The 13836-nt window shown below is 66.9% G+C and carries 15 protein-coding genes; 14 read left to right on the top strand and 1 reads right to left on the bottom strand.

All coding sequences use genetic code 11. The annotated features are described in order from the left end of the window. The first annotated feature begins 106 nt into the window (after positions 1–106). From ACIRD7_RS40600 to ACIRD7_RS40575, 6 genes are all read left to right on the top strand, one after another. On the top strand, positions 107–451 hold the full coding sequence (locus ACIRD7_RS40600; RefSeq protein ID WP_319648143.1) for an SH3 domain-containing protein: 345 nt from the start codon (positions 107–109) through the stop codon (positions 449–451). 290 nt (positions 452–741) lie between these two features. Continuing rightward, on the top strand, positions 742–1059 hold the full coding sequence (locus ACIRD7_RS40595) for a cell wall hydrolase (protein ID WP_334645869.1): 318 nt from the start codon (positions 742–744) through the stop codon (positions 1057–1059). A gap of 90 nt (positions 1060–1149) precedes the next feature. Next, positions 1150–1785 carry a GNAT family N-acetyltransferase gene (locus ACIRD7_RS40590; protein WP_403461120.1) on the top strand — a complete coding sequence of 212 codons (636 nt, stop codon included), beginning with the start codon at positions 1150–1152 and terminating at the stop codon, positions 1783–1785. 278 nt (positions 1786–2063) lie between these two features. Then, positions 2064–2651, top strand: coding sequence for a GNAT family N-acetyltransferase (locus tag ACIRD7_RS40585; RefSeq protein WP_403461118.1), 588 nt, complete (start codon positions 2064–2066; stop codon positions 2649–2651). Further along, complete coding sequence (locus ACIRD7_RS40580; protein WP_403461117.1) at positions 2648–3586, top strand: alpha/beta fold hydrolase; 939 nt, start codon at positions 2648–2650, stop codon at positions 3584–3586. The genes ACIRD7_RS40585 and ACIRD7_RS40580 overlap by 4 nt, the downstream gene beginning before the upstream one ends. A gap of 325 nt (positions 3587–3911) precedes the next feature. After that, complete coding sequence (locus ACIRD7_RS40575) at positions 3912–4403, top strand: hypothetical protein (protein WP_403461116.1); 492 nt, start codon at positions 3912–3914, stop codon at positions 4401–4403. A 54-nt stretch (positions 4404–4457) separates the two neighbouring features. Here ACIRD7_RS40575 and ACIRD7_RS40570 read toward each other — a convergent pair whose 3' ends face one another. After that, the gene (locus ACIRD7_RS40570; RefSeq protein WP_403461115.1) at positions 4458–5513 is read right to left on the bottom strand and encodes a hypothetical protein; all 1056 of its coding nucleotides are present in this window, start codon (positions 5511–5513) and stop codon (positions 4458–4460) included. 582 nt (positions 5514–6095) lie between these two features. Between ACIRD7_RS40570 and ACIRD7_RS40565 the strand changes: the two genes are divergently transcribed. From ACIRD7_RS40565 to ACIRD7_RS40530, 8 genes are all read left to right on the top strand, one after another. Beyond that, complete coding sequence (locus tag ACIRD7_RS40565; RefSeq protein WP_403461114.1) at positions 6096–6422, top strand: hypothetical protein; 327 nt, start codon at positions 6096–6098, stop codon at positions 6420–6422. A 152-nt stretch (positions 6423–6574) separates the two neighbouring features. Then, on the top strand, positions 6575–7330 hold the full coding sequence (locus tag ACIRD7_RS40560) for a hypothetical protein (RefSeq protein ID WP_403461113.1): 756 nt from the start codon (positions 6575–6577) through the stop codon (positions 7328–7330). A gap of 269 nt (positions 7331–7599) precedes the next feature. Further along, positions 7600–9003, top strand: coding sequence for a hypothetical protein (locus ACIRD7_RS40555; RefSeq protein ID WP_403461112.1), 1404 nt, complete (start codon positions 7600–7602; stop codon positions 9001–9003). 585 nt (positions 9004–9588) lie between these two features. Then, entirely contained in the window at positions 9589–10404 is an 816-nt protein-coding gene (locus ACIRD7_RS40550) for a hypothetical protein (protein ID WP_403461111.1), read from the top strand. 80 nt (positions 10405–10484) lie between these two features. Continuing rightward, positions 10485–10826 (top strand): hypothetical protein, encoded by a 342-nt coding sequence (locus tag ACIRD7_RS40545; RefSeq protein WP_403461110.1) that lies wholly within the window; start codon positions 10485–10487, stop codon positions 10824–10826. A gap of 83 nt (positions 10827–10909) precedes the next feature. After that, on the top strand, positions 10910–12334 hold the full coding sequence (locus ACIRD7_RS40540) for a DNA cytosine methyltransferase (RefSeq protein ID WP_403461109.1): 1425 nt from the start codon (positions 10910–10912) through the stop codon (positions 12332–12334). Positions 12335–12431: 97 nt separating this feature from the next. Beyond that, positions 12432–13040 (top strand): hypothetical protein, encoded by a 609-nt coding sequence (locus ACIRD7_RS40535; RefSeq protein ID WP_403461108.1) that lies wholly within the window; start codon positions 12432–12434, stop codon positions 13038–13040. 350 nt (positions 13041–13390) lie between these two features. Further along, the gene (locus ACIRD7_RS40530; RefSeq protein WP_403461107.1) at positions 13391–13792 is read left to right on the top strand and encodes a hypothetical protein; all 402 of its coding nucleotides are present in this window, start codon (positions 13391–13393) and stop codon (positions 13790–13792) included. The last annotated feature ends 44 nt before the right edge of the window (positions 13793–13836 follow it).

The following is a 13836-nucleotide window of genomic DNA, read 5'->3' as shown; positions in this document are numbered from 1 at the left end:
CAAGGCTCGACCATGAGCAAAAATTGCCACCTAACATAAACACCTGTTGATGTCGGTGGCTTCGTGCCGCCGGAGTCCTGATGTCTCAGAGAAGGAGTCCTGGATCATGACCGTGCTCCGCCGAACCGCAGCTCTGGCTGTATCCACCGCCCTCCTCGCCGGAGGCGCGATGACTCTGGCGCCGACGGCGTCCGCAGCCACCTCTCCCAAGTGCACGTACAACCTGGCCGACTTCACCGGCACGGTGGACGGGGACGGCGTCAACTACCGAACGGGCCCCAGCACCAGCTACACCGCCAAGGGGCGGCTCTACGACGGTGACCGCGTGCGCGTCTACTGCGGGAAGGGCAACTGGTACTACAGCTCTCTGGCCAAGCGTTCGAAGGGGGGCCTGGCCAAGGGAACCACGGGCTGGATCCGCAGCGACATGCTCTACCAACTGGCCGGCTGAGCGACGCCGGAAACAGCGACGGCGCCTCGCCTTCCGTGATGCGCCCATGTCGCATCCGTCCGGTGAACGCGCCGCATCCGCCTCCGGGCCCAACACCGAACGGACCGGCGAGCCTTCGAGCGTGCCGCGCCGTCAATCGCCACGGCGATCGAGGGTCACTGGCCACGGCGCAGCGCCATCCAGCCGTGCCACGTTCCCGCTCGCGGCGGCCCATTTCCTCTGCAAGGTCCCTCCGACGAAGGAACTTTATGAATCTCCGTGCTCGCGTGCCTGCTCGTCTCGCCGCTTCCGTGACTCTCGCACTGTCCCTGACCGCCGGAGTGACCGCCGCCACGGCCCAGACCGCCAGCGCGGCAGAAGCGCCGTGCGTTCCCCGCGTGTACTACACGGTCAACACCAACGCCGTGAACTTCAGGACCGGACCCGGGACCGGTTACACGTCGAAGGGACTGCTGTACCGCGGCGACTGGGGCAAGAAACTCGCCACCAAAGGCTCGTGGATCAAGCTGCGGCTCGGGCAGAAATCCCGGACCGGACTGCCCAAGAACTCCACGGGCTGGATAGCCAAGCGCCTGGCCTACGACTGCGTCCCGATGCAGCTCGACTGACGCTGAAAAAGGAGCCTCGGGAATGACCCGTAAAGAGCTGACCGGACGCCTGGGCAACCGGGGCCCGCTCTTGGGGAGGAAGAAGATCGGATGACGAAGAAGGGCGGTAGCTCGGAAGGCGCTGATCAAAGCGGCGTCTTTCCGCGAGAAGGTCCCGACCGTACGCGAGAGCCGACACCTGCCGTGTCGCAACTGGCGGTTTCCTCGTTGCTGGTCGATCCCGCACCCCGGCCGATGACCACGCGAACGAACCAGTTCACGGTGACCCGAACCGCGCATCTCCACGACTTCGACGAAGTCAACGCCATGCACGCCCGGTGTTCGTTGGAATCGCGCTTTGCCCGCTACCACGCTGCCCGGCAGGACGTGACGGCCCGCGAGTGGGGGCATCTGTGTGACCGGTCCAACGGGACGACCTTGGTCACAGTCCCGCTCCATGAATCAACACGCATCATTGCCGTCACCCACCTGCTCCGGACGTCGGAACCGCATGTCCGCGAACTCGGAATCCTCGTCGAGGACTCCTGGCAGGGACACGGTCTGGGCACGACCCTTGCCCACTACATGGTGGACCTCGCGCGCACCCACACCCTCGACTGCCGTGAGATCACAGCCATGACAGGAAGCGGCAACCAGCGGATGCTGTCCATCCTGCGAGGGCTGCACGCCCACGTGACAGGCAGGAACGGCCCCACGCTGGACACCGTGATCCCCGTGGAGGCGTAGGTCCATGTACCAGGCCCTCTGTCAAAACCTTGTGCGGCGTGATGCCAGAACCAACCGGGGCCGACGGTACCGGGATCGCGGTCCTCACGCCCGCCCTGTCGTCTTCCGCCGCCGGGGCAGCAGTCGGCAACGGCGTGGCACCACGGCTCGGCGAGTTCCGTAGGACAGAGCACGTTCCGGGCGCGACCGGTCATCTCGGGGGCTGACATCGCGCGGTATCGCCAGCTGTTCCTGAACAGCCGCATCACGCAATCCGACGCAGAATGGGAGATCTCTCTGTGCCCCCGCTCCTTACCGATGCCCGTCGCAACACGCTCCTCGTGCTCGACGACGGCACGATCACCTACGCACGCACCGCGACCATCGAGGACTATCCTCTCCTCGAAGATCTGCACGCACGGTGCAGTACAGGCAGCCTCTTCCCGCTCTACAGAGGCCGGCGCCCCGGCTTCTCCGCTGCTGAGTGGCAGCGCATAGTGGACAGCCCCCGCAGCCGCGTGCTCCTCGTCACCGCGGACCAGTCCGATCACGCCGTGGCCATGGCGTCGATGATCGAGAGCTCCCGCGCGCCCGAAGCGTGCGAAGTGGCGCTCCTGGTGGCCGACCTAACTCCGCATGCCTACCAGTCGCGCGGTCTCGGCACCCGACTGGCCGACCTCGTCGCCGACCTCGCCCGCGACGCGGGATTCACGTCCCTCACCGTGACGTCGCTGTGGACGAACTGGCGGATGCTGCTCATCGTCGAGCGCCTCGGCGGCCCGACCCTGCCCCAGACCTCGTATGTGCGCAACATGGCGCTGCTCGGCCTGCTGCCCAGTTCCGGCCTCGATGTGGCCGACGAGATCGAACTGCGGATAGCGCTGTGAGGGCGGCTACTCCGTCGGGTACCGAGCGGTCCACCGTTGTCACCGACGACGGCGCCCGGCTGACCGTGTACACCGATGGTCCATCGCGTGCCGGAGTGACAGTGATCCTGAGCCACGGTTTCCTGATGACGGCGGACGTGTGGCGGCTGCAGGCGCGCGAGCTGTCTGCCGGCGGCGTCCGGGTCGTCCGCTACGACCAGCGGGCCCACGGCAACTCGGTTCCAGGCCGCGCGGCCTTGACCGTCGACCGGCTCGGCGCCGACCTCGCCCACGTCGTTGACGCGACAACGCCTCACGGACCAATCGTCCTCGCCGGGCACAGCATGGGCGGCATGGCAGCCCTCACCGTCGCTGCCCGGCACCCGGAACTCATCCGTCGCCGACGTCCACACGTAGCCCTGATCTCGACGGCCTGCAGCCGGGCCCAACTGGTGCCGGGCAACCACCCGCTCCACTGGATCAAGGCAGCGGCCCGTGCGGGCTACTCCTATCCTCTCTGCTGGTTTCCGCCCGCCGCCGACGTCGCACGGCGCCGGCTGCCGAGCCGTCACCAGTGGGCCCTTCGCCCCGAGACGCAGCACGACGGCGGCACCCCGCCTCCGAGCCGACAAGCCATCCACCGTACGCCCACGGCGCAGATCGCCCAGCTGTGGAAGTCCCTGCGCACCTACAACACGGCCGAGATGCTCCACGCTCTCGACTCACTCGCCGACCGCGTCGAAATCGTCACAGGAGAGTTGGACGACTGGATTCCCCTGTCGCAGACCCATGAACTGGCCCGGCAACTGCCTAACGCACGTATGCACGAGCCCGTCATAGGCGCCGGGCACCGACTGCCGACCGACAGGGTCGGCCACGCCGCCGTGACCCAGGTCGTGAGCCGGATGGCCAAGGAGGCGCTCCGTGCCCCTGCTTCCACAGCGTCCCCGAGGTGAACACACATGAGTCGAGACCGTCAACAGCCGCCGCCGGCGGCCCCTTTGGCCATCCGGCTCGACCCGGACACCACCATGACGCTGCGGTTCATCGCCGAGCCGACCGGGCGCCGTCGCCGGCACCGACGCTCCCTTCAGCCTCCCCATCGCCTCACCGGATCCGGGCCGCGGGAAACACCCGCCGAGTCGCGGTACCCCTCCGCGTAGAGGCCCGGGCCTGCACAACCCGCTGGCCCCGTGGCGAGACAGCCGATCGGGCCCCGCCTGCACCGCTTTGTATCACTTCAAATCCTGGCCTTCTCGATCGTGACGGATCGGAGAGCCCATGCAGCCGCATACCCGCGGCGCCCTTGAGAACTGGCGCACAGCCTGGACCGACCAGCAGGACGCCGCCCTGGCCGCCTTTGCCACAGCCTTTCCCGGCCTTGCGCGCATGGATCGCCCAACGGGCTGCTGCGATCCGCGTATGAAAGTCGAACGGCCCGGAGAGGCGACCGGCTTCGTGTGCTTCGACGATCACGGCCGCGCCACGGTGGATTTCGCCGGGATCCCGCAGACCATCCTCGGCAGAACCCTCGAAGTCATCTTCGGGTGCGACTGGTTCGACGAGGGATCCGAGGGAATCGCAGCCGCGCCGCCCGGCACCTACAACTGGGACGACGAAGCCACGTACGCGGAATTCGAGATCAAGGTTGCAGCCGACGCCACCGCCTCGATCTGCATGTCGTACGTGACCGTAGAGGATGCCGTCGCACTCCTCGACGAGCTGCAGCACCAACTGGTCGAGCACTCGGTGGCAACGGCCGAGGAACCTTGACGTCTCCCGACTGTGTCATCTGCCCCGTGCAATGGCGATGCCAGCGAGCTCCCTTCAACGTTTCCAGGTTGCTGTGAGCTGCTGCGGCACGGGCGTGCGCGCCTTCGCGTTCGCTCGCCACATCGCCGTGAACGGAAACTCGTTGTCCACCCAGAGGACGCCGGCCAGCTCCGAAGGCATCGCCCATCGTGGAGGTTTGTCGGGCTGGAACTCGATGGGGTTATGGATGTACGTGTCGCCGTAGTCGAACTGCACCGTCACCGTGGGCGTGCCGTTCAAAAGACAGTCGAGCTGTTCGATACCGAGCCCCGTGAACTTGTCGGCTCCGGCGGCGACGATAAGAGGCAGGCCAGCCTCCTCTGCCAGGGTTCGGTACTTGCTGACCTTCTCCTCAATTCCCGCCACCAGCGGCTGCGCCGAGACGACTCCGGCCCTGCCGCTGGGCGGGACGAGGATCGCCCGCATCCCGGGCGCCTGCATCGTCGCGCCCGTCTGCCGGTCGGCCATGACCAGAAATCTGTAGCCCTGGCTCGGCAGCTCCGCCTGGAGAACGGGTGACAGAAGGTAGCGCCGCAGGTCTTGGGCGATCTTCTTCGCCGTGCGCGCATCCGGCGCGTCCAAGGGACGGTCTCTGAAGCCGGCCACGGTCAGCACTACCGGCACAGGGATCTGCTTCACTCGCTCGACCAGGTCGTGCCAAGCCTTCATACGCCCGAAGAGCTCCTTCGACGGGCTGTGCGTCAGCACCTCGACCAGGGCCATAGGCCGCCCCTCGGCATCAAGCACGGTCCAATCCGGCGTCTGAGTTCCCCACAGTCGTTCGTACTCCACACGGAGACCCGACGCCCGGAGCGCTTCGCCGGCGGCGAGTTCGATGTGATCGCTCCAGAAGTTCTGATCACGCCAGAGGTTCCTCGCGTAGTTGTCAGCCTGCTTGTCTGGCAGGAGGGCCAGCTGCGCGTCGAGCCACGCCCGCCACGGCCCGTACTCGTCTTCTACGGCGAGGTCGTACGAGAGGGGCCGCCCCTCAGGGCGACGTTGGCCGTATCGGCGTTTCTGCTCGGCCACAAATTCGGGGCCGAACCGGCGATTCGGCTGATCGGTCTTCATAGGAGCGGATTATGAATCCTCTCGCGGCTCTGCTGCACGTGAGTTGACATCCGGTACAGCCCTGGCCATCCCCCGACTGGCGTTGTCGTGCCCATGCACCTTTGTGCGTCCAGCTCTCCGGCCAGCCGCCACAGAAACAGGCACCACTTCGCCGCGGGACAGGCGTACCCCATCGTGGTTGAGGTTCTCGGCCAGGTGCGGGTGGTGTCCCTCCCGGCTATCGAGTATGGGAGGCCGCAGCGAACTCTGCGCAAGGTCGGCCGCCCAGTTTTTCTCCGCTCCTGCGTCACGGAGAAAAACTGGCCGTCCTCCCCTGCACTCCGTTCGACGGCCCCCCAAATCTCTCTTCGCCGGGAGGGGCCGGGGGCCGATCTCCACGGCGACGCATCCCCCGGGGCCAAGCCCGCCACCCGGCCACAGCACTCGGGGCACACCAGCCTCAGACAACACCGCCAAAACCTGCATTTGCTCAGCCCAGAGCCCCTTTTCGCATTGACCACCCCACCCAATAAAGATAGATTTACCTATGTCAACACGGGGCAGGGCAAAGCCCCCGGAACCCACACAGGATCAGGAGATCCGATGGACCTGAACGACTACACGAAGCCGCTCCAGCTCAACGACACCACACGTCTCCAGGCGATCTTCGACCCGGCCTTGCGGCGCTTCCGCGCGCAGCTGTGGAAGGCCGGCGACCCGGCCGGACTGCTCGGGCTGGTCGAAGTGTTCACCCACCCCGACGACGTACTGGACGCGGTCGACGAGTTCCTCACCGCGCACGGCGAGGACCCGCTGACGAAGGAGCAGACGGGCCGCTTCGCCGGAATGCTGATCATGGCGAAGGGCGGACCGGACGCCGAGATGCTCCGGCTCGCCATCGAGGAGCCCGACAAGTTCCTCTTCTTCTGATCCACCGCTCCTGTCGGGGGCCAGGGTTGTCGACCTCACCCTGCCCCCGGCTGTGGAGCCTGGCCGTCGGCTTCTACCGCCTGCGAGGCGCGTGTGCCGACGGCGCCTTCTCACCCCGCGTTCCCGCCTGAAATGAAGGAACCAGACAGACCTTGCATACTCCCGCAGCCATCGCGCAGCTCGCCGCCGGGATCCTCGGCAGCGGCTGGAAGGCCGAACGCTCCCCCTGGGAGGTTCGCGGCAGCCTGACCGCACCCGAGACCGACGAGTTCACCCTCCATGTCGACGATCTCCATCACCTCGTCCTGGAAGCCGCCTTGGCGGGCGAGATCGCCCGGTTCACCGGACGCCCCGCCCAGAGCAACGGCGAGGATCTAGCCCGGACCGTCGCCGAGGCCATCCGCCACTACCTGTCCACGCTCGAAGACGACGAGACACAAGGCAGCGCGCTCTACCAGGAGCTGAACCAGGGAGCGCACTTCTCCGGCGCGGACTACAGCGACCCGGAGACTCCCTGCCACCCCTCCGTCACCATCGCAGGGGGAACTTGCTCCTTTTACATCGACGAAGCCCGCGTCGCGCAGGTAGTCGTCGAGCTGGACTGGCTCACCGCGAGCGGCCTCCGAATCTGGCCTGGAGGCGTACCCGTTCGGATCACACTCGACGGAGGAGTCGTCTTCTCCTCCACCGGCACGTGGGTGGTCGAGCTCCAGCACCCCGAAGACGGCGGGGACGACAGCGTGTGGGAATACGAGATAGCCGCCGAGGATGCTCCGACCGAGGCGGACGCCCGTACGGTCGCCGCGCAGCGGTTGCTGGCTGACCTCAAGTCCCGCGACAACGCCGACGCCTGGAGCGGCATCAAGATCCGCAGCGTACGACTCGCGGATCACCCGCCGACGGCCTGAGTTTCGCATTCCCCACGGTCATCGGTCGGCCGGGAAGATCTCAGCGGCCCCGTTCCGACGCCACCGGGTCTCCACGACGCCGCCCGCCTCCCGCGCGGGCGGCGCCTCCCAGGCGCAACATCCCGTCCTCGGACGGCAGTTCGGCCCCATCCCGCGGCCGATGCGCGCCGACGCCGCTGGGCCGCGCTCGGCAGAGCGCAGATTCACCTACGTCGCAGCAGGGGGCAGGGCAAGGCCCCCTGGAACCCACCACGGCAAGAGGTCTACACATGGGTGCCCACAGCCCGCAACTACAACTCGGTCTTTGGCAGGAGCAGCCCCCCGCCGCAGTCAGCGTGAAACCGGTGACCGTGCTTTCGTATGGACTGGGGGCGGATTCGACCCTCGTCCTGATAGAAATGCTGCGCGACCCGGCCGGCTACGGCCTGGAGCCAGACTTCTCCGATCTGATCGTGATCACGGCGACGGTCGGTTCGGAGTGGAGGGACACTGTCAGGCTCGTCGAGGATCACATCTTCCCCCTTCTCCGCCGTCATCGGGTCAGATACATTCAGGTCGCGCGGTGCGGCCCGTACGAAGCTGACGGCTGGGAAGTCCTCGCCGACTCCCGTAGTCCACAGCACTTCATTCCGCGAGGCCGCTGGACCCTCATGGACGAGCTCTCTCTGAACGGCACGGTCGTGCAGGCCGCCGGCGGGAATTCGTGCTCGCTGAAATACAAGGGCTGGCCACTGGACCAGTGGGGGCTGGCCGAGTTCCCCGACAGGCCGTTCCGGAAGATCGTCGGCTACCACGCCCGCGAACAAAAGCGCGCCCGCACCTACGACGGATGCCAGCAGGAGGACAACCTGAAGGCGCGCCGGACCATCTGCACCGTGGAATATCCGCTCATTGAGCAGAGCTGGGACCGCGATATCGTGGAGGGCCGGTTGTTCACCGAATTCGGCTTTCTATGGCCCAAGTCCTACTGCACGTTCTGTGTCTATTCAGGTTCCTGTTCTGCCCGGCCCGCGCATATGGCGCGCTTGCGTGACCACCTTGAGCAGGCTGTCGAGGTACTGGCCCTGGAATACACGTCGATGGCGCTGAACGAGAACGGCTCGTTCTACCCGAAGGAGACGCTGTACACGCGTGTCGCCGAGGACGGCAACACTGCGGCGCTGCGGGCGCTGGAGGACCATCTCGCCTCCGTGGAGTGGGCGCTGTACCGGATACGCCGCGTGTTCCCTCCGGCCCGCACCGGCAGCTGCAAGGAACGGCACGGCGACTCTTGCCGCTCCCCGTGGCCCGGCTGCATCGACCCGGACACGGGCGAGCGGACACCCCCATGCGCACAGTGGCACGGACCCGTCTGCCGCAAGCCGCAGCCCGCATGCCGGGACTCCTCCCGCAAGGGGCAGGCGAGCCGGTCCGTCAAGGTCGTGATCACCGGAACCCGAGCGCAGGTCACCCACCTGATGCGCCGTCGCGCCGCGGACGCCGGCGAGCACGTCGAGGAAGACCATCAGCACCCGCTCGGTCACGTCCGCAGCCAGACGCTCTCGCGCGGTGCACGCTTTCCCGCTGTGGAGGAGTTCCATGTCGTCGCACCCAGCGGCGTGATCGAGAAGCAGAGGAAGAACTTCGAGGAGGTGTGGCAGGAGACCTGCCGACAGCTTCGGCTCCCCACCTGATCGCGTAGACACCGCGTGCCACGCTTCACCGCTCGGCGTCACGGCGAGCCAGAACATCTCCTCTTCCCGGCTTTCCGAGTGTGGGGCCCTCGGCGGGAGGGGTGCAAGAACGGGCTTCGCCGCGTTCTTGCACCCCTCCCGTTCGGGCCCCGTTTTCTTTTTGCCGGGAAGGGGGAGGGGGCCACTCCACGGCACCGCCCCGCGTTCGGTACCGCCCGACAGCCGACCGCGGGCCTCACGCACTTAAAAACGTCTCCGCGCGGGCCGGAAGTCCGAAATCTCTTCTAAACTCCCTTCCGAAACCCGGATTCCGAGGTTGACCCACCCCCCAAGAGAACATAGATTTACCTATGTCGAAAGGGGGCGGAACCGAAAAGCGAAAAGCCGCCCACCAGGAACATCGGCAGCGAATAGACCAGTACGGTCGTCGATCCTTTAAAACTCCACAGAGCGCTTCATTGAAATCCGCAGAACATTGACGTGACATCAAGAACCAGAATTCCAAAGGGGGCAGGGCAAAGCCCCCAGGAACCCACACTGCTGAATGGAGTCACTCAGGTGACGAATCCCGAGATTCCCATTTCGATGACCGACCTTGCCATTGCCATCCGCGAAGGCGCACAGGTCGAGTCGAACAACATCCTCGGCAAATCCGTCGTGTTCACCCTCCCCACCTCCGGAGACGAGGTGACGGTGTGGCCCGGACCCGACAAGCCCCAGCCCTCCGCTCCTCTCGTCCTGCTCTGGCAGCGCCGGTCGCCGCAGGGCACGAACATCGCACAGGGTGCACTGCCCTGGCCCAGCGACCCGAAGCCGCTCGTGAACTGGGCGATCACGATGGCCTACTCGACCGAGGAGATCGGCCCGCAGTACGCGCCCGTCCTCGCCACCCTGCGCGAACACAACGTGATCGGCGACATCGTCCCCGTCCAGGGGGTCGGCCACCTCATCCACGTTCCGCTCCCGGACTCCACCTACCTGACCATCGGGGGTGACGAGGGCCTGCCCAGCCGCGCCGACCAGGTCAAGAACTGGCACGTACAGCACTACGGCCCCGACGAGCACATCGGGGTCATCTACCACGGCTCCGAGCTCCTCAGGATGGTCGGCGCGACCCAGCGCTACCTCCAGATGACGGCCACCCGCTACGGCAGCCACCACCCGCTCGGTGCCCCGGTCGACAGCGAGGAGCCGGACGGTCCGGACAAGCTCTACGGCCTCATCTCCGACCTGTCCGAACTGCGTCGCACCCGCTATGCGGTACCGGGTGGAGCCCTCCTGACCGTCATGGACGCCGACGGCCACAACGGCGCCACCATCGAGGTCCCGGCCGAGGTCGTGACCCGCCTCTGCCGCCTGCTCACCGTCGAAAAGCGGGTCATCGAGATCTACGGCGGCTAACAGCCGACGCACCCCCAACCTGCCGGGCCCGGAGGGCAACCGGGCCCGGCGCCCACGACCCCACAACCACGGATGGACACATGACGACCCGCATTCCCCCGGCACACAACCACTGGCCCCTGGCACTCGCCCGCTACTCCCGCGACCCCGAGCCGCTCGGACTCCCCGACCACCACCGGCCGATGCCCCTGCTGTGGGCGTCCCCGCCCTGCCCGCCGGTCCGGAGCACGTCAGGCCTGCGCCACTTCGCGCAGGCCGATGACCCCCGTTCCCGCATCGCCCGTCGCCTGGCAGTCGAACTCGGCACCTCCTCCGCCTGGAACCTGATCCGCCAAGCGCAGACCGGAAGCTTCCAGGTGGACACGGTCGAGAACGTCATCGAGACCGCTGTCTGGCTCACGTCCCAGACCTACGGCGAGTAACCGCCCCGCAGTCTTTTCCCGCTTCGGGCCCGGAGGGCAAACCGAGCCCGAAGCGCTCAGGAACCCATAAGCAGGAAGAGCACTTGAGCCTCACATTCACTGATATGTATGCGGGCGCGGGCGGATCCAGTACGGGCCTGGTCAATTCAGGACTCGAACTCCTGCTTGCCGCCAATCATTGGCAAGTCGCGGTAGATACGCACACCGCCAACCATCCGGATGCCGAGCACCTGTGCGCCGAGATGGAGTACTACGACATGAGGCGCCTCCCGAAGACAGACATTCTTTGGGCGAGCCCCATCTGTACAGAGATAAGTCCCGCCGGGGGGCGCCCCCGGACCAAGGGTCAAGTCGATGACGAGGAATGGAAATCCCTCCCGGACAAGGCGTTCCAGCGAACACGGGCTACCGCTTTCGAAGTCATCCGCGCCGTCCAACTCCACCGCTACAAGGCCGTATTGGTTGAGAACGTCATCGAGTTCGCGACCGACTGGGAGTTGTTTGACTGGTGGCTGGCCGGAATGGCGCAGCTGGGCTACAACTACCAGATCGTCTGTGTCTCGTCGGCGCACATCGGGGACGCGTTCAATCTCCCCGCTCCGCAGTGGCGCGACAGGTTGTACATCGTTTTCACGAAGGTTGGAATCCGGCTCCCGGATGTGAAGCCGACGCCGCTGGCGTTCTGCGAGGTCTGCGACGAGGACGTGCACGCGGTGCAGACCTGGCGTAAGCCCCGTAAGCCTCGCAAGGGCCAGAAGCCCCGGAGGAGCGGAGTCGGCAAGTACGGCGTGCAGTACGACTACACGTGCCCCTGCGGCCACGGGGTCGTGGAGCCATACGTCCAGCCCGCGTCGTCCATCATCAACTGGGAGGACGAAGGCGTTCGCATCGCAGAGCGTCACGAGCACGGGCTTGATCCTCTGGCCGAGAGCACCATCGCGCGCATTGAGGCGGGCCTGGAGATGTTCCCCGAGACCCCCTCGCTCGTGACCGTCAACCACGGTGGCCACGACGGGCGCGCGTTCCGGCCGGACCTGGCCCCGCTGCCGTCCAGGTGCGCGAAGATCGGGGAAGGGCTGCTCGTCCCGCCCGGAACCTTCCCGTACGCCACGTCGTCGCCGGATCTGGCGGCTCCGCCGTTCGTCATCGAGCTCCGCAACCACGGCAAGGCGCGGAAGATCGACCGGCCGCTGTCCGCGGTCATGGCGGGTGGCAATCACCATGGGCTAGTCATCCCGTACCGCAAGGGCGCGAAGGCCAAGCCGACGTCCGAGCCGCTACACACCCTCTCCACGCACGATTCGGCCGGTCTGCTGCGGCAGGCGGCACGGATCGAGGACTGCTACTTCCGGATGCTGAAGTGGCGCGAGCAGATGAGCGCGCAAAGGTTCCCGCCCGGCTACATCGTCACGGGGACCAGCGACGCTGCCAAGACGATCCAGGCCGGAAACGCGGTGAGCTGCAACGTCGCCCAGTGGCTCGGCGAGCGCGTGGCCGCCGTCCTGTAAGCCCCGTGGGGCCGCCCCAGCGGCGGCCCCACCTCCCCTTTCAGCCGGGCCCGGAGGGCAAACCGGGCCCGGCGCCCACAAGCCGAAGGAGCGCCGCATGGTCTTCCCGGACCCCCGGCACGACGCCCGCGAACGCATCGCCAATACCGCCCGCACCGTCCAGCACACCCGCACCACCCACATGGCGATCCGGCTGCTGCTCACCCGGGGCGTCCGCCCCCAGGTGACCCGTTCCCGCCCCTCCGAACCGCCGTCGCTGGACGTCACGTTCACCCATGGAGCCACCTCCGTCAGGTGGTCCAACACCTACTACCGCAACGGGCACAGCCTCCGATTCACACTCCTGCCGCTCGCCCTGGCGCCCACCGTCCTCGCCGCCGTCAACAGCGCCCCGGACCGCGAGTTGGCCGCCTTCCACGACCCGGCCGACTTCAAGGGCGAGGCCGCCCGATGGCTGGATGAGCAGACCTCGGGTCTGTTGGGCGTGGCCGACAGCCGCCCGATGCCGGGCTACGACGAGGAAGCGTCCGACACACCGATCTACAGCTCAGAGTTGTCCGGGCGCTGGCAGGTGGAGGGGATCGCCCTCGTGGAACTGTCCGGCCCCGACATGACCGCCGTGTGCAACCTGGAGATTCTGCGCCTCAGCGAGGCGGCGGCGCACGCAGTCGTCACCGCCTACGCGGCCCAGATCCCGCCGGGCTGAGCCAGCCGGCTGCCTGGCAGGCGCCACCTCGGCGATGCCAGGCAGCCGGGACTGACCCCCTCGCTGCCCAGGATCCGGGCAGCCCCACCGAATCGAGTTCGCCCGCAGCTGACCGGGCCAAGGGATACACCCCGGGAGTTCTAGGGTCCGGTCCGGCCACCCGAAACACCGTTGACCTCCACTCACTCGAAAGATAGATTTACCTATGTCGAAACGGGGTTAACGACGCCGGATACGGCCTCTCGCCTTCGTCAGGCCGCGCGAGCCGACCGTTTTGATTCCCAGCCGGAGCGCGGAAGGGCAAACCGCGCTCCGGCACCGAACCCACAACCGTGAAAGGCAGCCCGCCCATGGACTTCACAGGACCTCTCGACATCAAGGCGCCTACTGACTACGCCGAACTCATCAAGTCGACGCCGCCGGAGCGGGGGCACGCCCACCTCGCCTACGCCCTCCGCTGGGTCGGCGAGGACGGCACGAAGATCGACCGTGAGGGCAACATCATCGCTCCGGGCTGGGCCGACGCGCTCGACGGCTGGGAGACGTTCAACGCCACCTACGCCCCCGAAATGGCTGGAGCGATCTGCGCCGACCTCCTCTCCTACGTGTGGGAGGCGGCCGGAGCCGAGGGCCTGGGCCTCTCGCTGCGGACCCTCCTCACCTCTCTGACGGACGAGGAGGTGCCCGGGGACGAAGACGTACAGCACTCGCTGCGGACTCTCCTCGACTTCCTGGCCGACGCCCTCGACTGACGTCCCACCCCTGTACTCCTCCGGTGCGCGGCAGGGCAAAGCCG

It is taken from the genome of Streptomyces sp. NPDC093568 (genome assembly GCF_044764945.1).
GTDB lineage: Bacteria > Actinomycetota > Actinomycetes > Streptomycetales > Streptomycetaceae > Streptomyces.
Note: the sequence above shows the minus strand (reverse complement) of the source record. Positions and strands in the feature narration are given on the sequence as shown.